Here is a 17,160-nt window from a genome sequence, read left to right as displayed (position 1 = left end):
AATAATACTTCCCTCACCCATTTCCAAAATCAAGCCCAAAAACGTAGTATCTTTACTTTCCGCGCAAGACCAAAAGATACGCCACCCACATGCAATCATTCCTTCGGCAAACCGCCGAGCATATTTACCAGACCTACACAGACCAGCTCAGTGAGTTGTGCATTGTGCTGCCTACGCGCCGCGCCACGCTTTATTTCAAGAATGCATTGGCACAGGCTGCACCCACCGGCATCTGGTCGCCGCAGATTTTCTCCATGGAAGATTTTGTCTGCAGCATGGCGCAGGTAGACGTGCTGGAACCTCTGCACCTGCAACTGGACCTCTATGATCTCATGTTGCAACAAGACCCGCACCTGGACTTCGACCAGTTTGTGGGCTGGAGTGCCACGCTGCTGGAGGACTTCTCGCGCATGGACATGGAATTGGTGAACCCCGGCGCCGTGTTTGAGTACGTGAGCGAAGCCAAAGCCCTGGAGCGTTGGGACCCGTCAAACCCCGGCAGCAGCGCCCCCACCCCCAACGTAAAGCAGTATTTCCAACTCTGGGCCAACCTGGAGAAAACCTATTTCGCGCTGCAGGACAAGCTCAAGAAAGACAAGCAGGCCTACACTGGCATGGCGTTTAGATTGGTGGCCGAACGCATCAAGGAAATCGCCCAGAGCGAAAAAGCGTTTTTCCGGTACATCTTCATCGGGTTGAATGCCTTGTCCAAAGCCGAGCAGAAAATCATCAACACCCTGCTGGAGGCCGGCAAAGCCGATGTCTTCTTTGATTCTGACGCGTATTACATGGCCCCAGAATCTGATAAGCGCGCCGGGCATTTCTTAAAGCGCTACAAAGCCAAGTGGCCCCTGCCCGAATGGAACTGGGAACAAAATCTGCTGCTCACAGATACCAAGGAAATCAACGCCATTGGCGTGGCCAACGCCAGCATGCAAGGCAAAATTGCCGGCCAGCTGCTGCGCGAAATAAGAGAGAAAGACCCTTCCGCCGAAATTGCCATCATTCTGCCAGATGAAACGTTGCTGCTGCCGGTGCTCCATTCCATCTCAGACGAAGTCACCGACTACAACGTGACCATGGGGCTTTCTTTTAAAGGCACGCCTTTGTTCAATCTTGTAGATCTGTTGTTTGAGGTCCACCTCACGGGCGTGGTGCAACCCGCAGACACGGGCTATAAAGTAAACCGCTACCACCACGTGGCTGTGACCAAGTTGCTGCAGCATCCGTTTTTGCGGCGCTATGAACAATACCTCAACAGCGTGGCCGAGCGCGAAACCGATCTGGATTTGTTCCAACACGTACTGGACGAGATGGTACAGCGCAACAGCGTGCTGCTCACCGCCGAAGAAATCATCAAGCTGGGCCGAGAGCACCCAATGTTCATCACGCTCTTCAGCACATGGCGAGATTGCACCGATCTTATTGAAACGCTCTACAACCTGGTAGATGCGCTGGGCAGAATTTACCGCGTAGAAACCGAAAACCCCATTGAAACCGAATACCTTTACCTGCTCTTCACCATTGTCAAGCGCCTGGACACGCTTTTTGACTGCCGCGAGCACAAGATTTCGGTGCGCAGTTTCAAGAAGTTTCTGTACGAGCAGATAGGCAATACCAAGCTTCCGTTCAGCGGCGAACCCATCTCGCCTACCCAAGTTATGGGTATGCTGGAGACGCGCGCCCTGGATTTTGAAAACCTCATCATCCTGAGCGTAAACGAGAACATCTTGCCCCAGCCCAAAAAGCAGAACTCGCTGTTCCCTTATGATGTGTTACGCATGTTCGGCTTGCCCACGTACGCTGAGCAGGAAAGCATTACGTCTTACTATTTCTACCGCTTGCTGCAACGTGCCAAACGCGTGAATTTGCTGTACGTGCTGCCCTCAGACACCTACGGCTCCGGCGAGAAAAGCAGGTTCATTTTACAGCTGCAGCATGATTTGGCGCCGCGCAACCCCAACCTTACCTTCAGGGAACTGACCGCCGTGGTGGAGCAGCTGGACACCAAGGAATACGAGCCCGACATTATCATCCAGAAAGACGAGGCCTTGTTAGCGAAGCTCAAGCAACAACTGCAGTATGGGCTCTACCCCTCGCACCTGAACCAGTTTGTGAACTGCTCGCTGCAATATTATTTCAGCCGAATTGCCAAGCTGGAGGAAGTGGACGAAATTGACGAAAAAGTGGGCGCCGACACCTTCGGGACGATTGTGCACCAGGTGCTGGAAGATTATTTCAGGCCCTTTGCCGACAGCGGCGCACCCATTGAGAAACCTGATGTGGAGCTGATGTTGGCCAACCTGCCAGAGAAAGTAAAGCAGGAGTTCAAGCGCGGCACCTTGGGCAATCTTCCGGAGCAAGGCATGAATCTTATTCTCTACCAGGTGGCGGTGCAACTGCTCACGCGTTATCTGGAAGGCCTGCTCTCTTCTGATGAATTGCCCCTGTACATTCTGCAGCTGGAAGAAAAACTGTTCACTGATCTGGAAGTAACCTTGCCGCACGGCGAAAAAATAACGGCCCGCATAGCCGGCAAAGCCGACCGCATTGACCTGAGCGGCCAAACCCTGCGCGTGATTGACTACAAAACTGGCAAGGTGGAGGCCAAGAACCTGAAGGTAAAACCCGAGGAACTGGAAGAAGCCCTGCTCCATGACCGAAAGCTTGACAAAGTACGGCAGTTGTGGCTCTACCGCTACATTTTGGCCAAAGAAATGCAGAAAGGAAGCCTGTTGGAGAGCAAAATCCTGAACCTGCCAAAAGCCCAATATGGCTACGAAGCAGGCATCATCTCTTTCCGGAACCTTGAAGCGGGCGTCTTGACTTCCCATTTGCCTTTTCAGGATGAAGCTGGCGCGCCGGTAGATTTCACGCTCATGTCTGAGACGCTCTTACGAAAGCTGGTGAACAACATGCTGGACCCGCAGGAGCCCATCAGAAAAACCAACGACCTGGAAACCTGCCAGTACTGCGCCTATAAAACCATCTGCGCCAGAGGATAAAAAAACCTTCCCGTTTTCGGGCTCATTTCTGAAAATGAGCACGAAAACGGAAAAGCGCCAGCCCCTTTGCAGGAACTGGCGCTTTTCACAAAACTTAATGCGAATATCTATTTTACCACCAACACACCGTCGGCTACAATTTCAATGTCGGTTTTAGGTTTAGTGATGGCGGCAATCTCTTCCTGGGTTTTACCGGCATCTTTGGCGAAATGCTGCAAACGCTCCACAGAAGTTTCGGTTACTTTGGCGGTGCCCTGCATTACCACGGTTTTGCCTACAATGTCCTGGGGCATGAAGAAGGCGTAGTCTGTGAATTTCACCATCACGGCCTCACCGTTGGGGCGGGCCACTTTCATGAAACAGCCTTTCTTCTTGCATACTTCTACCACGGTGCCTTCAATCTTGCCGGTGAACACAGAATCAGAGGCAAACTTGGCAGGCAGTTCGGCCATGGTCACGGCTTGTTTGGCGTTCACTTTCTTGCCGTAGGTAACTCCGGCTTTGGCCGGCATAATGTCTTTCTGGGCAAAAGCGGCCGTCACAGTGAACAAAGCCAGCAATAAGAAGGTCAGTTTTTTCATGGTAAGAGGTATAGTTAAGTTAATGCTTAAAGTGAATTCTACTTCTTAAAATCTGCCAGCTTAGCCGTTGTAAATGAAGAAGTTCAGGGCAAAGATAGAGTTTCTTTTTAATTCAAACCTTATTTCGTTTGCAAGGCTAGGCAACAGAAGTTCACTGTATGGAAAGTGGTTTGCATTGAAATCTCTTCTTGTTTCCGCTAAATGTATCTTGCGTTTTTGGCTCCGTTTCCAGAAATGAGCCCCAAAACGTAAATTTACGGTGCAGCCGGTAATACTTTGTGCAGGACTTTTCGGCTAGAGAAATACACGGCCAACCCAAACGGAATAAAGCAGAAGAGCCAGGCCACAATGCCCAGCAAGTTAGCGAACCAAAGTTGCTGCAGCGCCAGCCACCAATCGGTTTGGAACATGGTGGTCAGTTTTTCAATAGAAAACGGAATAGGCGTCACCGGGAACATATGCTGGCCCAAATCTACAAACGGTACATAGAGCGCCAATTGGAATGGCTGCATCAGGTACCCCACCAAAATAGTGAACGCCACGTTCAGCCGCAGCCGCAACGCCCAAAACGTACACAACAAGGTGGTGCCGCCAAAAAAAGGAATCATTCCAAAACCCGACCCCAGGGCGATGGTCAAGGCCAGCTGGTGCGGGGTGAACCCTTGCTTGGCCAAAGCCAACAGCGGGTTCCACAGCTTTCGCCGCAAAAATCTGCCAATTCCCAGATGGGCGGTCCGTACGCTCACTGCCATGCTACGCTTTGTGTTTAAATCTCTACGCTGCTAACGAAAATTTGAGGCTTTCGCTTGCCAGCTTTCTGTTAAATATTTGTTAAACCCGGGTGAGGTAATGTCTGCCTGAGCCGCTCCTTATTTAATACCCGAAACCCTGTTTAGTAACCGACCAAAACCAGAATTCATTCAATTTTAAAGACTTCTCTTATAGAAGACAATTAACCTGATTGCTAACCCTATTGCCAATGCAAATATTTTTAGCGTGCGGCACTTTGTTTGTATCTTTAGGTGTTGTCTCAGCTATAGAAAACTCGCCTTATATGGAATTCACCTTGCCCCTGCTTACATTTCTCTCTGGTGCCATTCTGGTCTATTTCCTGCTGCAGGCCCGGCTGGCGGCGCTCCGCAAAATGGGGCAAGAGTTGGAGGTGCAGCACTCCTTCGCTCAGAAACAAAAAGAAGCATCTGAGGCCGAGGCCCATAAATTGCAGGAAGCCTTTAGAAAGGAACAGGCCAAAGTGATGGAGCTCCACGCCGAAGTCACCCGCGCCGAAAACGATATCTACCATCTCAAGCAGAAACTAACCGATGAGCGCGCCGAGCTGTCGCATTTGCGCGAAACCTTCATGCAACAGTTCACCCAGGTGTCTAACCAGGTGCTTGTAACCAACGCCGAGCATTTCAGAAAGGCTTCCGCCGAAAACCTGGAGCAGGTGCTGTCGCCGTTGAAAGAGCGCATCAAAGAATTTGAGAGTAAGGTGGAGCAGACCTACGAGAAAACGCTCAAAGACACCACGTCTCTCAAAGAGCAAATCACGTTCATGGCTGGCTTGAACCAACAGATGAGCCAGGACGCCCTAAACCTTACCAAAGCCCTGCGCGGCGAGAAAAAAGCCCAGGGAAACTGGGGCGAATACCTGCTGGAAAGTTTATTGGAGAAATCTGGCCTTGAACGCGACGTGCATTACCGCCGCGAACAGGTTCTGCAACACGACGAAGCCAAAATTTATCGGCCGGACGTGATCATTGACTTACCCGAGCAGAAGCATTTGATTATTGACTCCAAAGTCAGTTTGGTGGCCTATGAAGCGTACTGTAATTGTGAAGATGAAGCACAGCAACAGATTCACCTTAAAAGCCACATCCAGTCCATTCGGCAGCACTTTGCAGACTTGGGCCGGAAGAACTACCAGCACCTGCACGGCATTCAGAGCCCCGATTTTGTGTTGATGTACATTCCCATTGAGCCGGCGTTTAACCTGGCGGTGCAGCATGACCGCGATATCTTTCTGGAGGCGCTGGACCGCAATATTGTTTTTGTGACCACCTCTACCCTACTGGCAACCTTAAGAACCGTGGCCAGCGTCTGGAAACAGGAAAGCCAGAAAAAAAACGTACTCAAGATTGCCGAAGAAAGCGGTAAGCTCTATGACAAATTCGCTAATTTTCTGGAGGACCTCAAAGACATTGGCGTGAACCTTGACCGCAGCCAGCAGAAATACAACGCCGCCATGAACAAGCTCTCTGAAGGCAATGGCAACCTGCTCAAGAAAGTGGAGATGCTCAAAAAACTAGGAGCCCGCACCAGCAAAACCATGGAAACCCAATGGCTGCACCAAACCCTGCCCGCCAGCGGCGCTTTACCAGCTTCTATTGATTTGCCAGAGGAACAGGTTTAGAATTTACAGTAATGGATATCGCTTGATTTGGTGAAAATGTAGAGACGCAATACCTTGCGTCTAACACGCTTGAAAATGTAGAGACGCAATACTTTGCGTCTAACACGCATTGCAGTTTTTTAGGCCTTCAGGTGGAGCAACGCTTTTGTTTCTTGGACACAAGACGCAAGGTATTGCGTCTCTACAATTTTGACTTAATAAGGATGCAAAGTGTATTCAGATGGAATGCGTGTTGACGAGCATATCTCTATTTACCGGCTTTAAACTTCTCCAGGTTCTCCAGGGTTTTCTCCCAGTCTTTGGCGTCTTCTTTGTCCTCCATTTTGGGGGCTTTCGCGCCGTTATAAAAAGACAGAATATTGCGTCTAAGTTGGGCGGGCACTTCACTTGGCTGTTCTTTTACAAGGCGCTTCAGGAGCTCGGCGTAGGTTTCATCGGCTTTTTTGTAGGTGCCGTTTTTGGTGGCGTCGCCGGTGTCCAGGGCGGTATTTTTGAGGGTGATGGAGTCTTTGGATAAGGTGGTGAGGCCCAGCGCGTATTTCTCAATGGTCACGTTGAAACTTTCCATGAAGACCTTTTCGGCCTGCGGCGAAGGTGGCTTGAAGGCCAATGCTTTGTTCGGGCCAAATTTTGGTAAGATGCCTAGAATCCAACTCAGCACCCGCTGGAAGAAATTAGGCTTCTGGTATTCGCGGCCAAACTGTTTGTGGTATTCAGTTTTCTTGATGCGGTAAATGAATTTCTGCTTGGTGGCGCTGGGAATGGCTTTTCTTATGTCATCAGACTTCAGGTTCCAGGCGGCCTTGGTGAGGTTAGGAAAAAGCGTGCTTACCGAGTACCGGAACGACCCCACCGTAAGACCCAAGTTCACAAAAAGACTTTTCAATTCAAGCCCGTACGTTTTCTTAAAAGCCCGCTCCAATGATTCAGTACTCACCTCAAACCCAATGAAATCACGGTACTGTTGGGAGGCATAATTTCCGCGGGCCACCTGCAGCACGTCAAAGCCAAATTCCATTTTGATGTGCGCTACGGGGTCTTCCTCGTAACTTACTGAATTGCCGTGCTGGGCTTTGGTTTCGGGGTACATCATGGGCACGGCGCGGTTAGTGCCAATAGGATGCCCGTAGTTGTCGGCGTAGTAATGGGCCAGCGCGCCCAGGCCAAAGGCGTATTCGTTCAGGTTCTGCGCCTCAGAAAGCAGGGCATTTATGAAATCGCCGCTGCGCACGTAATGGGTGAGGTCTGTGAAAAACACATTCCCGAAGGGATAATACCCCATGTCCTGTATGATGGCCCCGCCGTATGCGTGCGCGTGCGCCTCCCTAAGTTCCTCTTCTGTAGCCTTGGGGAATTTCCGCTTTAGCACAGGTACCAATGATTTTTCCCAGGAGACATCTATAATGGCCTGGTGAGTGAGCACGCCGTAGGCCTCCGCTTTGCCTGGCACAAACCAAACCAGTGAAACCACCAGCATTACCTTTGAAAGCACCCTGGGATTGAACACCATACAGACCTTTAACACCTAGTAGATTGGTAGTGGCAATTACGGCAAATACGGATGAATAGATTTACATAATATTGCAAACAAAATATTCTATTTCCGTTTTTGGCATCATTTCTGAAATTGAGCCCGAAAACGGAAATAGAGTTGATTTCTAATGTAGGGTTTATCTAAAAGCTGAAAACCGTAAATTTCTGGTAAATAAAGATTGATTGACTTAAGCCTTAGCTCGGTTCAAAAGCATTTAGAAACCTTAACTCTACCAGGCAGACCAAAAAGAAAGGCGAGCTTTTGGCCCGCCTTTCTTGTCTCTACAAAGTGTATATGTTAGTAATTGGCTTCTGAACCAGGTAAGTCTATTAAAATAAAGGAGCTGTCTCCGGCGGCTTTAATTCTGATGGCGTCTACATCCGCAGACCGAACCTGATCGTTTTTCTGGACTTGCATGCCGTTTACAAACAACTCACCGGACGTAACGTATAGCAACCCTTTTCTGATGGGGAAGGTTTTGAAGTCAATCTCTTTGCCGTCTTCCAGATTGGCATAGTAAATGGTGGAGTTGGAATTGATGAACACCACGTCTTCCAGCACTTTCTGCCCAGACACCAACGGAATCAACTCGTTTTTCTCTTTCAGGAAATCAATGGTTTTCTGCTCATAGCTGGGCGTTAAACCTTTTTTATTCGGCAAAAACCAAAGCTGGTACAGGTGGAGTTCCTCGTCAGATTCATTGGTTTCTGAGTGTTTCACGCCGGTTCCGGTGGTCATGCGCTGCACCTCCCCTGCCTTTACCAAGGCTTTGTTGCCCATGCTGTCTTGGTGCGCCACGGCGCCTTCCAACACAATGGTCACAATCTCCATCTCAGAATGCGGGTGCTCCGGAAAGCCACTCTTGCCCGAAATGTAGTCATCATTGAACACACGCAAAGGTCCCCATTGCAGGTTGTCATGCGCGTAATAATCTGCGAACGAGAAAAGGAAGTATGAATTAAGCCACCCGTGTGAAGCATGGTGCCGCTCAGCGGCTGGGATTATTTTAATCATGGGTACAGCGGTTTGGGGTTTATTAGTTTAGGTACTTGGTCATACGCAACCAGAATATTCAGGTTGGGATATGCTTTACACAAACCAAGAGGTTCCGTTTTCGGGCTCATTTCTGAAAATGAGCCCGAAAACGGAACCTCTCCCATTCCTTTATGAAACCAATGTTATTTCACGGTCTTCAACTTCTGTACTTCCTGCTGCAGGTCCAAAACCAGTGACGTCAACTTATCCAATGAAATCTCTGCCAGGGGGAACGTGGTACTGATGTAAGCCTTCGCCTCCCAAAGTTCTACCACGTCTTCCAGTTTCACTACATAGGGTTCATAGCTGGGGTTGTCTGAGTGCAAACGTAAAGCCGATGAGCGCTGCTGCTGGTAAATCCGCTTGAACACAATGCCTTCCTGCAGACTCACCACAATGCAGGGCGTACCGTCTTTGATTTCCTGCCAGTCCTCTACATAACGCCCCACAATCACCGTTCCTGAAGGAATTGGCAACATGGAATCTCCCTTTATCTCAAACGCGCGGTACGTACCGGGGCTCTGGATCATAGGCAACCTGAACTTGGGCAATTCCTCCATGAATTCAGGGTCAGCGTACCCGTTCAGGTAACCGGCGCTGGCTTTGTACGGCACCAGTTCAATATTTTCGCGGTCCTGGCTGTCTACGGTAATAGAGAGCACCTTCACATTTGACCTGTTATTGGCACTGCCGCTTTTAAAGGCATTGGGCAAGTCTGGGCTTATCAATTGATCCACCGAGACCTGGAAAACCTGCGCCATTCGCTGCAGCGTGGCCAACTTGGGCTCAGCCCGGCCTTCTTCATAGGCGCCAATAAGTGATCTCTTTATCTCCAATTTCTCAGCCAACTGCACCTGGGTGAGGTTCTGCTGCTTTCTAAGATATTTTAAGTTAGTACTTAGCATGGTTTGTCTTTTTGAAGAATTGACTTAGTAAAAGTACTAATTCATTAGCAATAAACTAAATTCTTTGGCATTAAATTCCACACTCCATTCTTAATTCTATGAGATTTCTTTAGCGGGAAAGAATCTTTAATTAGTCAAAGAGAATTAATTGGCATTCAAAAAACTGTGCTGGTTTCATCCTATTTAAATATTGAAAAAATATCAGAACCTAAAATGAACCATTATAAAAACCGGCTGGTTACGAAGACATGAACGCAGGGTTTCAGACCCTAATTTTATTCATGCTTTTTCTTTATCTATTAAAATAGTAGCTTATGAAATCACGAACGTTTAAGAAAGCAGTGTCATTTTTTGCCTTGGCTTCCGTGTTTACTTTGGCCGGTTGCCAGAAAGACGAAATTTTAGAAGAGACGGCAGTTGCCCCTATTGAACCTACCCCCACGGCCTCTACCGTAGACGGCAAGTACCTGGTAGTCTTTAAAGATGGCGGTCAATCTGTGAGAGACCGCGTAATGGGCAAGCATGGCATTACTACTGAACGTGTAAAAGATTTCATCAGCGGCACTTCCGGCGGCTTCTCCGGTTCTTTAACTATAGACCAGTTAAACGCCCTTAAAGCTGACGAGAATGTGGCCTTTATTGAGCCAGAGCAAGCTGTAATGCTTGGCAAATCAAAAACTAACTCTACTCCTTCTTCCACCACCACAACTACTACCACAACCACCACTACTTCTACCCAAACCATTCCTTGGGGCGTGGCCCGCGTGGGTTACGGTGACGGAACCGGCAAAACTGTTTGGGTGATTGACTCAGGTGTTGACACCAAACACCCAGACTTGAACGTAGATGTAACACGCAGCAAATCCTTTATTTCCGGTGATGCCTCTGTAGAGGACGGTTACGGACACGGAACTGGGGTAGCCGGTATCATTGGCGCGAAGAACAACAACATTGGCGTGGTAGGTGTTGCCGCTAACGCAACCATAGTGGCCTTAAGAGTATTTGACAACACCGGTTACGGTACCTTGACCAGAATTTACTCTGCCTTGAATTACGCTTACCAAAACGGCAAAGCCGGTGATGTGGTGAACATGAGCCTTAGAGTAAATGCTTCTTCTCTGTTAGATGACCTGGTGAAGAAAGTAGCCGCCAAAGGAATGTACGTAGTAGTTGCTTCCGGTAACAGCTACATTGACTGCAAAAATGATTCTCCGGCCCGCGTGGTTGCTTCAAATGTGTTTGTGGTATCTAACATGGATGTGAACGGTATCTTCAGCAAAAGCTCTAACTACGGTCAGTCTGTGAACTTCGCTGCCCCGGGAACCAACATAAAAACCACCTGGAAAGCGGGAGGTTACACTACCGGAAACGGAACATCATATGCCGCGCCGCACGTTGCCGGTATCTTAGCCCTGAACGGTGGCCGCGTAAACAACCAAGGTTTAGTTGCTGGTGACCCAGATGGCAAAGCAGATCCAATCGCGTTGAGATAATCAATCAGAATTTATAAAAAAAGGAGGCCAGTTTCTACTGGCCTCCTTTTTTTATGCTTGCTGGGTTTCACGGTGGTAGCGGCCAATGGCCAACCTGATTTTAAGGTAGTCAATCTCCCCTTCCAGTAAATCAAAGATAGGTTTCATGGTGATGGTTTGTCCTATCTGTTGAATGGCCTGGTGTATTTTGTCATATTCCCAATCAGAAAGATAGGGCTTCAGGTCCAACTCGTAGCCTTGCTGGTACAACGTAGCCAGATGCGAATACACTGTGGCCACCTGAATCTGACGCTGCGCGGATATTTCTTCAGGGGTTAGCCCTTGGCGGAGCATTTCATAGGTGACCAAATGCGTGGTTCCTTTCATACGGGCCTGCTGCTGTTCGCTTTGTTTACCCAGGAAACCTAAGATGGCATTGATGAACAGTTCGCCGTATTGTTCATACTTGGCTTGCGCCACCCCGGAAATGGAAAGAAAAGCGGGCCGGTTGGTTGGGCGCATCTCCGCAATTTCCTGCAGCGTGTTGTCATTGAACACCAGGTACGGCGGAATGCCGCGCTCCTGGGCCAAATCTTTCCTTAGCTGGCGAAGATGGTCAAACAGGGCCACTTCCATCTGGTTTCTAGATTTGCCTTTGCTGCGTTTTTCTTTCTCTTCTTTGGGGTCAATGGGTTGGAATTTCACCAACTCCACCGGTTTGCCGTTGAACAGCACCTCCTGGCTGGCTTTGTTCAGTTTAAGTGCCGCGTGTTCATCATAGGCTACTTCTAGCAAGCCTTGGTTTATGAGTTGGTGGATATAGCGTTGCCAGTCGGTGGCGGGTACGTCTCTGCCAGCGCCAAACGTTTTGAGTTGGTCATAGCCTCTGGCCAAACTTTGCTGGTTTCTGGAACCGCGTAAAATGTCCACCACCTGCGCGGCCGGAATGGTTTCTTTGGTTCTGGCTACCGCCGATAGTATTTTCTGGGCCAGCTCAGTGCCGTTGAAAGAGGTAGGGGGATTTTCGCAGATGTCGCAGTTGCCGCAGTTCTGGTCAAATGGCTCACCAAAATAGTGCATCAAGGTCTTGCGTCGGCAGCTGGTGCTCTCAGCGTATTGCAGCATGCGGTCCAGTTTGGCCAAAGACAAGGTCTGCTCCTTGCTATTATCGCCTTGGGAGATAATATCCCGCAGGGTCATCACATCGGCCAGACTGTGGAAAAGCAAGGCCTCAGCAGAAGCACCGTCACGGCCGGCCCGGCCAATTTCCTGGTAATAGCTTTCCAGGTTTTTGGGCAAGTTGTAATGGATCACCCAGCGCACGTTAGACTTATCAATGCCCATACCGAAGGCGATGGTAGCGCACATGATCATGATGTTGTCTTGCAGGAACTTCTCCTGCACCCTGTCCCGCTCCTTAGAAGAAAGGCCCGCATGGTAGTAATCGGCGTTATAGCTTTTTTCCTTCAGTTTTGCCGCCAATGATTCCGTCGCTTTCCTGCTGAGGCAATAGATAATGCCGGGCTGAAAAGGGCGCTCTTCCAGAAAGTCTAAAATGGCTTCCATGCGCTTCTGGCCCGGCTGCACCTGCAGGTAGATATTGGGCCGGTCAAAAGACGAAACGAAGACTTTGGGGTCTTGTAAATACAGCTGCGTATGAATGTCTTTCTGAGTCAGGCGATCAGCGGTGGCTGTCAAGGCAATGACAGGTATCTCTGGGAATTGCAGCTTAAGGTTTTTCAATTGCAGGTATTCTGGCCTGAAATCATGGCCCCAGGCCGAAATACAGTGCGCCTCATCAATGGCGAATAAATTAATCTGCAGTTGTTTCAGAAAGGAGAAAAAGCCCGGGGAAAGCAGTTTTTCAGGGGACACGTAGAGCATTTTCAAACGCCCGTCATAGCACTGCTGCTCAATCAACTGCTGCTCTTTGGAGGTTTGGGAACTGTTCAGGAAAGCCGCGTTCACGCCGTTTCCTTGCAGGGCTTCCACCTGGTCTTTCATGAGGGCAATCAACGGCGACACCACCACGCTGATGCCGGGCATGACCAAACCGGGCACCTGGTAGCACACAGATTTCCCGCCGCCCGTGGGCATGAGCACCACCGTGTCTTTCTTGGCCAGCACATTGGAAATGATTTCCTCCTGCCCCGGCCTGAACTGGTCATACCCAAAATACAGCTTCAACACCTCCCTGGCTTCCCTAACTCCCATGCTTGTTTCTATTTTTACAAAAATAGCCAAAATCGACTTTCTTTCTGCTATTCTGATTGGCATAAAACAATAATAGCCCGGCAAGGCCAGGCTATTGTTGAGAAAGAATTCAAATCAATTGCAGGATTCTGATTACTGCCAGATCTGCACCAAAACAAATGTAAAGGCTTGCAGACTTTCCGTTTTCGAGCTCATTTTCAGAAATGAGCCCGAAAACGGAAAACCAAACCAACTGTAGTTACCCTCTCACCATGTCAATGATGGAGGTGACAATTGATAACACCAAGCTGAAGAGAATGGCAGTGATGATGCCATCCACGGAGAACCCATCTAAAAGGAAATCTGCCAGGTACAGAATGATGGCGTTGATCACCAGCAGGAATAAGCCCAAGGTCAGAAAGGTCACCGGAATGGTTAAGAACACCAAAACAGGCCGCACAAAGGCGTTCAGCAGGGCCAGCACCAAAGCCAGCAAAATGCCGCTGCTTATGCCATCCAGGTGCACTCCCGGGAAGAACTGTGCCAGCACCAGCGCGACAATGCCGGTGATAATGATTTTAATGATGAAGCCCATAGGTCTAGGTTACGTTAGTGAGTTGTCTCTAATCTTTTCTGAGATACGGCCATCCAGTAGCAGAGTTTGTACAGCAGCCGGGCGCCCACGTTGCCGTTCCACTCGCTTTCGCCGGGGGCCACTTCGCACAGGTCAAACCCAATGATCTCGCGGCCCGATTTTACCAGCGCCTTGATCAGGTACACTGCCTCTTCAAACTCAAAACCGCCCGGTACCGGCGTTCCAGTGCCGGGGCAAAGCTTGGGGTCAAGGCCGTCAATGTCAAAACTGATGTACACCTTCTGCGGCAGCTGGGCGATGATTTTTTTGCATTGCTTCCGCCAGGAGCCGCCTTCATACTGCTTGGCCTTAATAGAGCTGTCATAAAACGTGGTGATGCGCCCATTTGACTGGTTCACCAGTTCTGCTTCGGCGTTACACAAATCACGTATGCCCACCTGCACCAATTTCTTGACCTGCGGCAACTTCAAGGCATTGAACATGATGGAAGCGTGCGAATAGGTGAAGCCTTCATAGGCGTTTCGCAAATCTGCGTGGGCATCTACCTGCAGAATCCCGTATTCTTCATGCTTTTCAGCCAGGGCGTGCATAAACCCGAGGGGCGTGCTGTGGTCGCCGCCCAAAACACCTACCAGTTTACCTTGCTCCAGGTACTTAAGCGTTTCTTGCTTAGACCATTGCAGCAGTTCCTCGCCTTTCTGGTTGATTTCGGCTACAATGGCTTCATGGTTTTCGCCTTCTGGTTGCCCATTTTCCAGCCAGTTGATATAGGCTTCAGACTTTTCACGTAGGCGCGTGCTTTCCTGCTCCCACTGTTCCGGAATCTGCGGCATGTGAATTCCCAGGTGCCAGGCGTTGGGTAGTTCAGGGTCAAAGAGATCAAGTTGCGGTGAGGCGTCGCGCACGGCGGCCGGACCGTCGGCGGTGCCGGCGTTGTATGAAACGGTCACCTCCCACGGAATGGGGAACACCACCACTTCAGATTCCTCCTCGGTGAAAGGCAACCCAAACAGGCCGCTGCCAATCTCGCCTACCCCGTTTTGGTCAAAAGAGTCAATTTTGGTGCGCTTGGAGTCGCACATAGATTTCATAGGATGCTGGCTCATAACTAGGCGTTGGTGGAAAGCAGGTCTTTTACGAAGTTGGGCAAAGCAAACGCGGCCGTGTGGATGTCCTCATTGTAATACCGCAGTTTTTGCTCTTTTGAGAAAGTTGCCGCGGCTTCTCTGTTGAATTGAGACGGCACCGCATTTCCTTTGGCACTGAAAGAGAAGCTCCAGGTTCCGGTAGGATACGTGGGAATGGCCGCCAGATAACAGAAAACCTTGTCTTGCCCGAAGATGCCTTTGTACGTATCATAAATCTCCACAAACACCGACGTGTTGAACCTCGGCGATTCGCTTTGGGTCACCATGATGCCGTTGGCCGTGAGGCAACGGTGTACCTGGCCGTAAAATTCAGCAGTGAACAAGCCTTCGCCGGGGCCAACCGGGTCAGCGGAATCCACAATGATCAAATCAAACGCACTATCTGCGCAATCTTGAATGTATTTGATGCCGTCTTCCACCAACAGCTTGAGTTTTGGGTGGTCAAAGGCGCTGGCGGTCTCTGGCAAATGGGCTTTGCAGGCTTCAATCACCAGTTCATCAATCTCCACCAGAACCACTTCTTCTATGCTTTCATGACGAAGGAGCTCTCTTACCGTTCCGCCATCGCCGCCGCCAATGACCAGAGCGCGTTTCACGTTGCCGTGGCTGAACATGGGCACGTGCGTGATCATCTCATGGTACACATACTCGTCTTTCTGGGTACACATCACCATACCGTCCAGGGTGAGCATGTTGCCGTAGGCCAGGGTCTCAAACACCTCCACTTTCTGGAACGGCGACTGCTTTTTGTAGAGTTGGTTGCCGGTGTGCTTCAAAGAAAGCGCGATGTTCTCGTCCCGCTCCGTGAACCAGACATCACGGGTGAAGGTTGGCACTTGCTCCACGGCCTGGCCGGTATCTCTGGTTTCTACAGTGAAATCCGTGCGCTTTAAGAGGCTTTGTTGGCCCCGGCGGCACTCCATGGAAGAACCGTGGCTGGCTTTGAAGGCTTCTTTTAAGTAATTGTAAGAAACCCAGGGATCTACCGAATCACCGCAGGTAAACAAATCCACGGCGGCGTACCCGTATTCTGGCCAGGTATGAATGGCCAAATGGCTTTCCTGGATTACCACCACGCCAGACACCCCGTACGGCGAGAAATGATGGAAGGTGCTGTTAATGACTGTGGCCCCGGCCGTTTCGGCGGCAGCCACCATGCTGTTCTCAATGTGCACCACATCATTCATCAATTCTGGCTGGCAGTTGTAAAACTCCACCAGAATGTGTCTTCCTAAAGCATCCATAAGGCTGTTGTTGATTCTAATTATTGTTTCAGACGCACAAAGCAACAAAAAAGATACTGCAATGAAAAGAAAGGCCGTCTTTCCGTTTTCGGGCTCATTTCCAGAAATGAGCCCGAAAACGGAAATTTGAACTAAGCCTTCAGCGCATTAGAGCTTGTAACCCCAGGACTATTTTCCAATTGAAATTTGTCACATGGCAATTTCTAATGTGCAAGCCGGCTCTTAACAAGGAGTGTTTACTTTTAATGTTTTTGCGTTAAACCGAAATGTTTATTAAACGAAGGCTTTCAGTTTTCGGGCTCATTTCTGAAAATGAGCCCGAAAACAGAAATTCAAAGGTGTGCCGAAAACTAAAAAAGCCGCTATGAGCGGCTTTTTGGAAGGTTTCTTTCCTATCTATTTCGTGAGGAAATTATAAGACCTGATGATCTCCAGAATTTTAATGAAGGTGTTGGTGTCAAAGAACAGCAACAAAGGCAATTCCACTTTCTTGTAGTTATTGGTGAATTGCGTGATCACGGTGAACACCAAAGGCTGGAACAAGGGGTGGTCTGTGAAAATATCTTTCAGAGATTCTGCTATGTCATGCTTGGGCGCCACGGGCGGAGACCCGTAAATGTTAGCTTTCAGAATATTCGCCAACTGCGTGACCAGGGCCCCGGTAATAATGTTGCTTATCTCCAGCAGCAGCGATTCCTGCATCTCACTGAGCGGGTCTTTGCCATCTACCTGCAAGCCAAGGCAGACATTAGACAGCTGCTGCACGTGCATGTCTGAGAAGAGCATGAGGGTGGAGCCGTTCAACTCCCCTTTTATGTCTGACTGTATGATGATATGCGAACTTTCATACGCGCGCACAATTTTGAGCAGGTCCTCGGGTTCCATCAGCTGCAAGTCCGGTACTTTTAAAAGTACCCGGTCTTTGGCAATTGCTGCAAACGAGTCTGCTGCCCGCGCTAAGCCTATATTAAGAATTTCCTTAATAATATCCCGCTCTAGTTCATTTACTTGAAGCTCCATGATCAGGCATTTAAT

The 17,160-nt window shown here is 49.4% G+C and carries 13 protein-coding genes; 3 read left to right on the top strand and 10 right to left on the bottom strand.

Annotated elements, in window-relative coordinates; genetic code table 11:
• The first annotated feature begins 89 nt into the window (after positions 1-89).
• Complete coding sequence (locus IMY23_RS03545) at positions 90-3,005, top strand: PD-(D/E)XK nuclease family protein (protein ID WP_192820769.1); 2,916 nt, start codon at positions 90-92, stop codon at positions 3,003-3,005.
• Between the two features lie 107 nt (positions 3,006-3,112).
• Here the strand turns inward: IMY23_RS03545 and IMY23_RS03540 are convergent, their stop codons facing one another.
• Positions 3,113-3,586, bottom strand: coding sequence for a DUF4920 domain-containing protein (locus IMY23_RS03540; RefSeq protein ID WP_192820768.1), 474 nt, complete (start codon positions 3,584-3,586; stop codon positions 3,113-3,115).
• Between the two features lie 254 nt (positions 3,587-3,840).
• Positions 3,841-4,338, bottom strand: a complete 498-nt coding sequence (locus IMY23_RS03535; protein WP_192820767.1) for a DUF2062 domain-containing protein — start codon at positions 4,336-4,338, stop codon at positions 3,841-3,843.
• A gap of 302 nt (positions 4,339-4,640) precedes the next feature.
• Here IMY23_RS03535 and rmuC point away from each other — a divergent pair, with 302 nt between their 5' ends.
• On the top strand, positions 4,641-5,999 hold the full coding sequence (rmuC, locus tag IMY23_RS03530) for a DNA recombination protein RmuC (protein ID WP_192820766.1): 1,359 nt from the start codon (positions 4,641-4,643) through the stop codon (positions 5,997-5,999).
• Between the two features lie 247 nt (positions 6,000-6,246).
• On the opposite strand, the gene IMY23_RS03525 is transcribed toward rmuC, so the two are convergent.
• The 3 genes from IMY23_RS03525 to IMY23_RS03515 all read right to left on the bottom strand — a co-directional run bounded on the left by IMY23_RS03525 (position 6,247) and on the right by IMY23_RS03515 (position 9,473).
• Positions 6,247-7,509, bottom strand: coding sequence for a zinc dependent phospholipase C family protein (locus tag IMY23_RS03525; protein WP_192820765.1), 1,263 nt, complete (start codon positions 7,507-7,509; stop codon positions 6,247-6,249).
• 321 nt (positions 7,510-7,830) lie between these two features.
• Positions 7,831-8,547: a pirin-like bicupin family protein gene (locus IMY23_RS03520; RefSeq protein ID WP_192820764.1), complete on the bottom strand. Its 717-nt coding sequence runs from the start codon at positions 8,545-8,547 to the stop codon at positions 7,831-7,833.
• Between the two features lie 164 nt (positions 8,548-8,711).
• Positions 8,712-9,473, bottom strand: coding sequence for a LexA family transcriptional regulator (locus IMY23_RS03515; RefSeq protein ID WP_192820763.1), 762 nt, complete (start codon positions 9,471-9,473; stop codon positions 8,712-8,714).
• Positions 9,474-9,787: 314 nt separating this feature from the next.
• Between IMY23_RS03515 and IMY23_RS03510 the strand changes: the two genes are divergently transcribed.
• Positions 9,788-10,966 (top strand): S8 family serine peptidase, encoded by a 1,179-nt coding sequence (locus IMY23_RS03510; protein ID WP_192820762.1) that lies wholly within the window; start codon positions 9,788-9,790, stop codon positions 10,964-10,966.
• A gap of 51 nt (positions 10,967-11,017) precedes the next feature.
• Here the strand turns inward: IMY23_RS03510 and recQ are convergent, their stop codons facing one another.
• The 5 genes from recQ to IMY23_RS03485 form a co-directional block, all read right to left on the bottom strand.
• Entirely contained in the window at positions 11,018-13,159 is a 2,142-nt protein-coding gene (gene recQ, locus IMY23_RS03505) for a DNA helicase RecQ (protein WP_192820761.1), read from the bottom strand.
• Positions 13,160-13,397: 238 nt separating this feature from the next.
• Positions 13,398-13,733 (bottom strand): phage holin family protein, encoded by a 336-nt coding sequence (locus tag IMY23_RS03500; RefSeq protein WP_192820760.1) that lies wholly within the window; start codon positions 13,731-13,733, stop codon positions 13,398-13,400.
• A gap of 14 nt (positions 13,734-13,747) precedes the next feature.
• Positions 13,748-14,839: an agmatinase family protein gene (locus IMY23_RS03495; RefSeq protein ID WP_225986402.1), complete on the bottom strand. Its 1,092-nt coding sequence runs from the start codon at positions 14,837-14,839 to the stop codon at positions 13,748-13,750.
• Between the two features lie 2 nt (positions 14,840-14,841).
• Complete coding sequence (gene speE / locus IMY23_RS03490; RefSeq protein WP_192820759.1) at positions 14,842-16,125, bottom strand: polyamine aminopropyltransferase; 1,284 nt, start codon at positions 16,123-16,125, stop codon at positions 14,842-14,844.
• Between the two features lie 396 nt (positions 16,126-16,521).
• Complete coding sequence (locus tag IMY23_RS03485) at positions 16,522-17,145, bottom strand: chemotaxis protein CheC (protein WP_225986401.1); 624 nt, start codon at positions 17,143-17,145, stop codon at positions 16,522-16,524.
• Positions 17,146-17,160: the final 15 nt, after the last annotated feature.

Source organism: Rufibacter sp. LB8, assembly GCF_014876185.1.
GTDB lineage: Bacteria > Bacteroidota > Bacteroidia > Cytophagales > Hymenobacteraceae > Nibribacter.
This window is presented reverse-complemented; position numbering and strand designations above follow the sequence as displayed.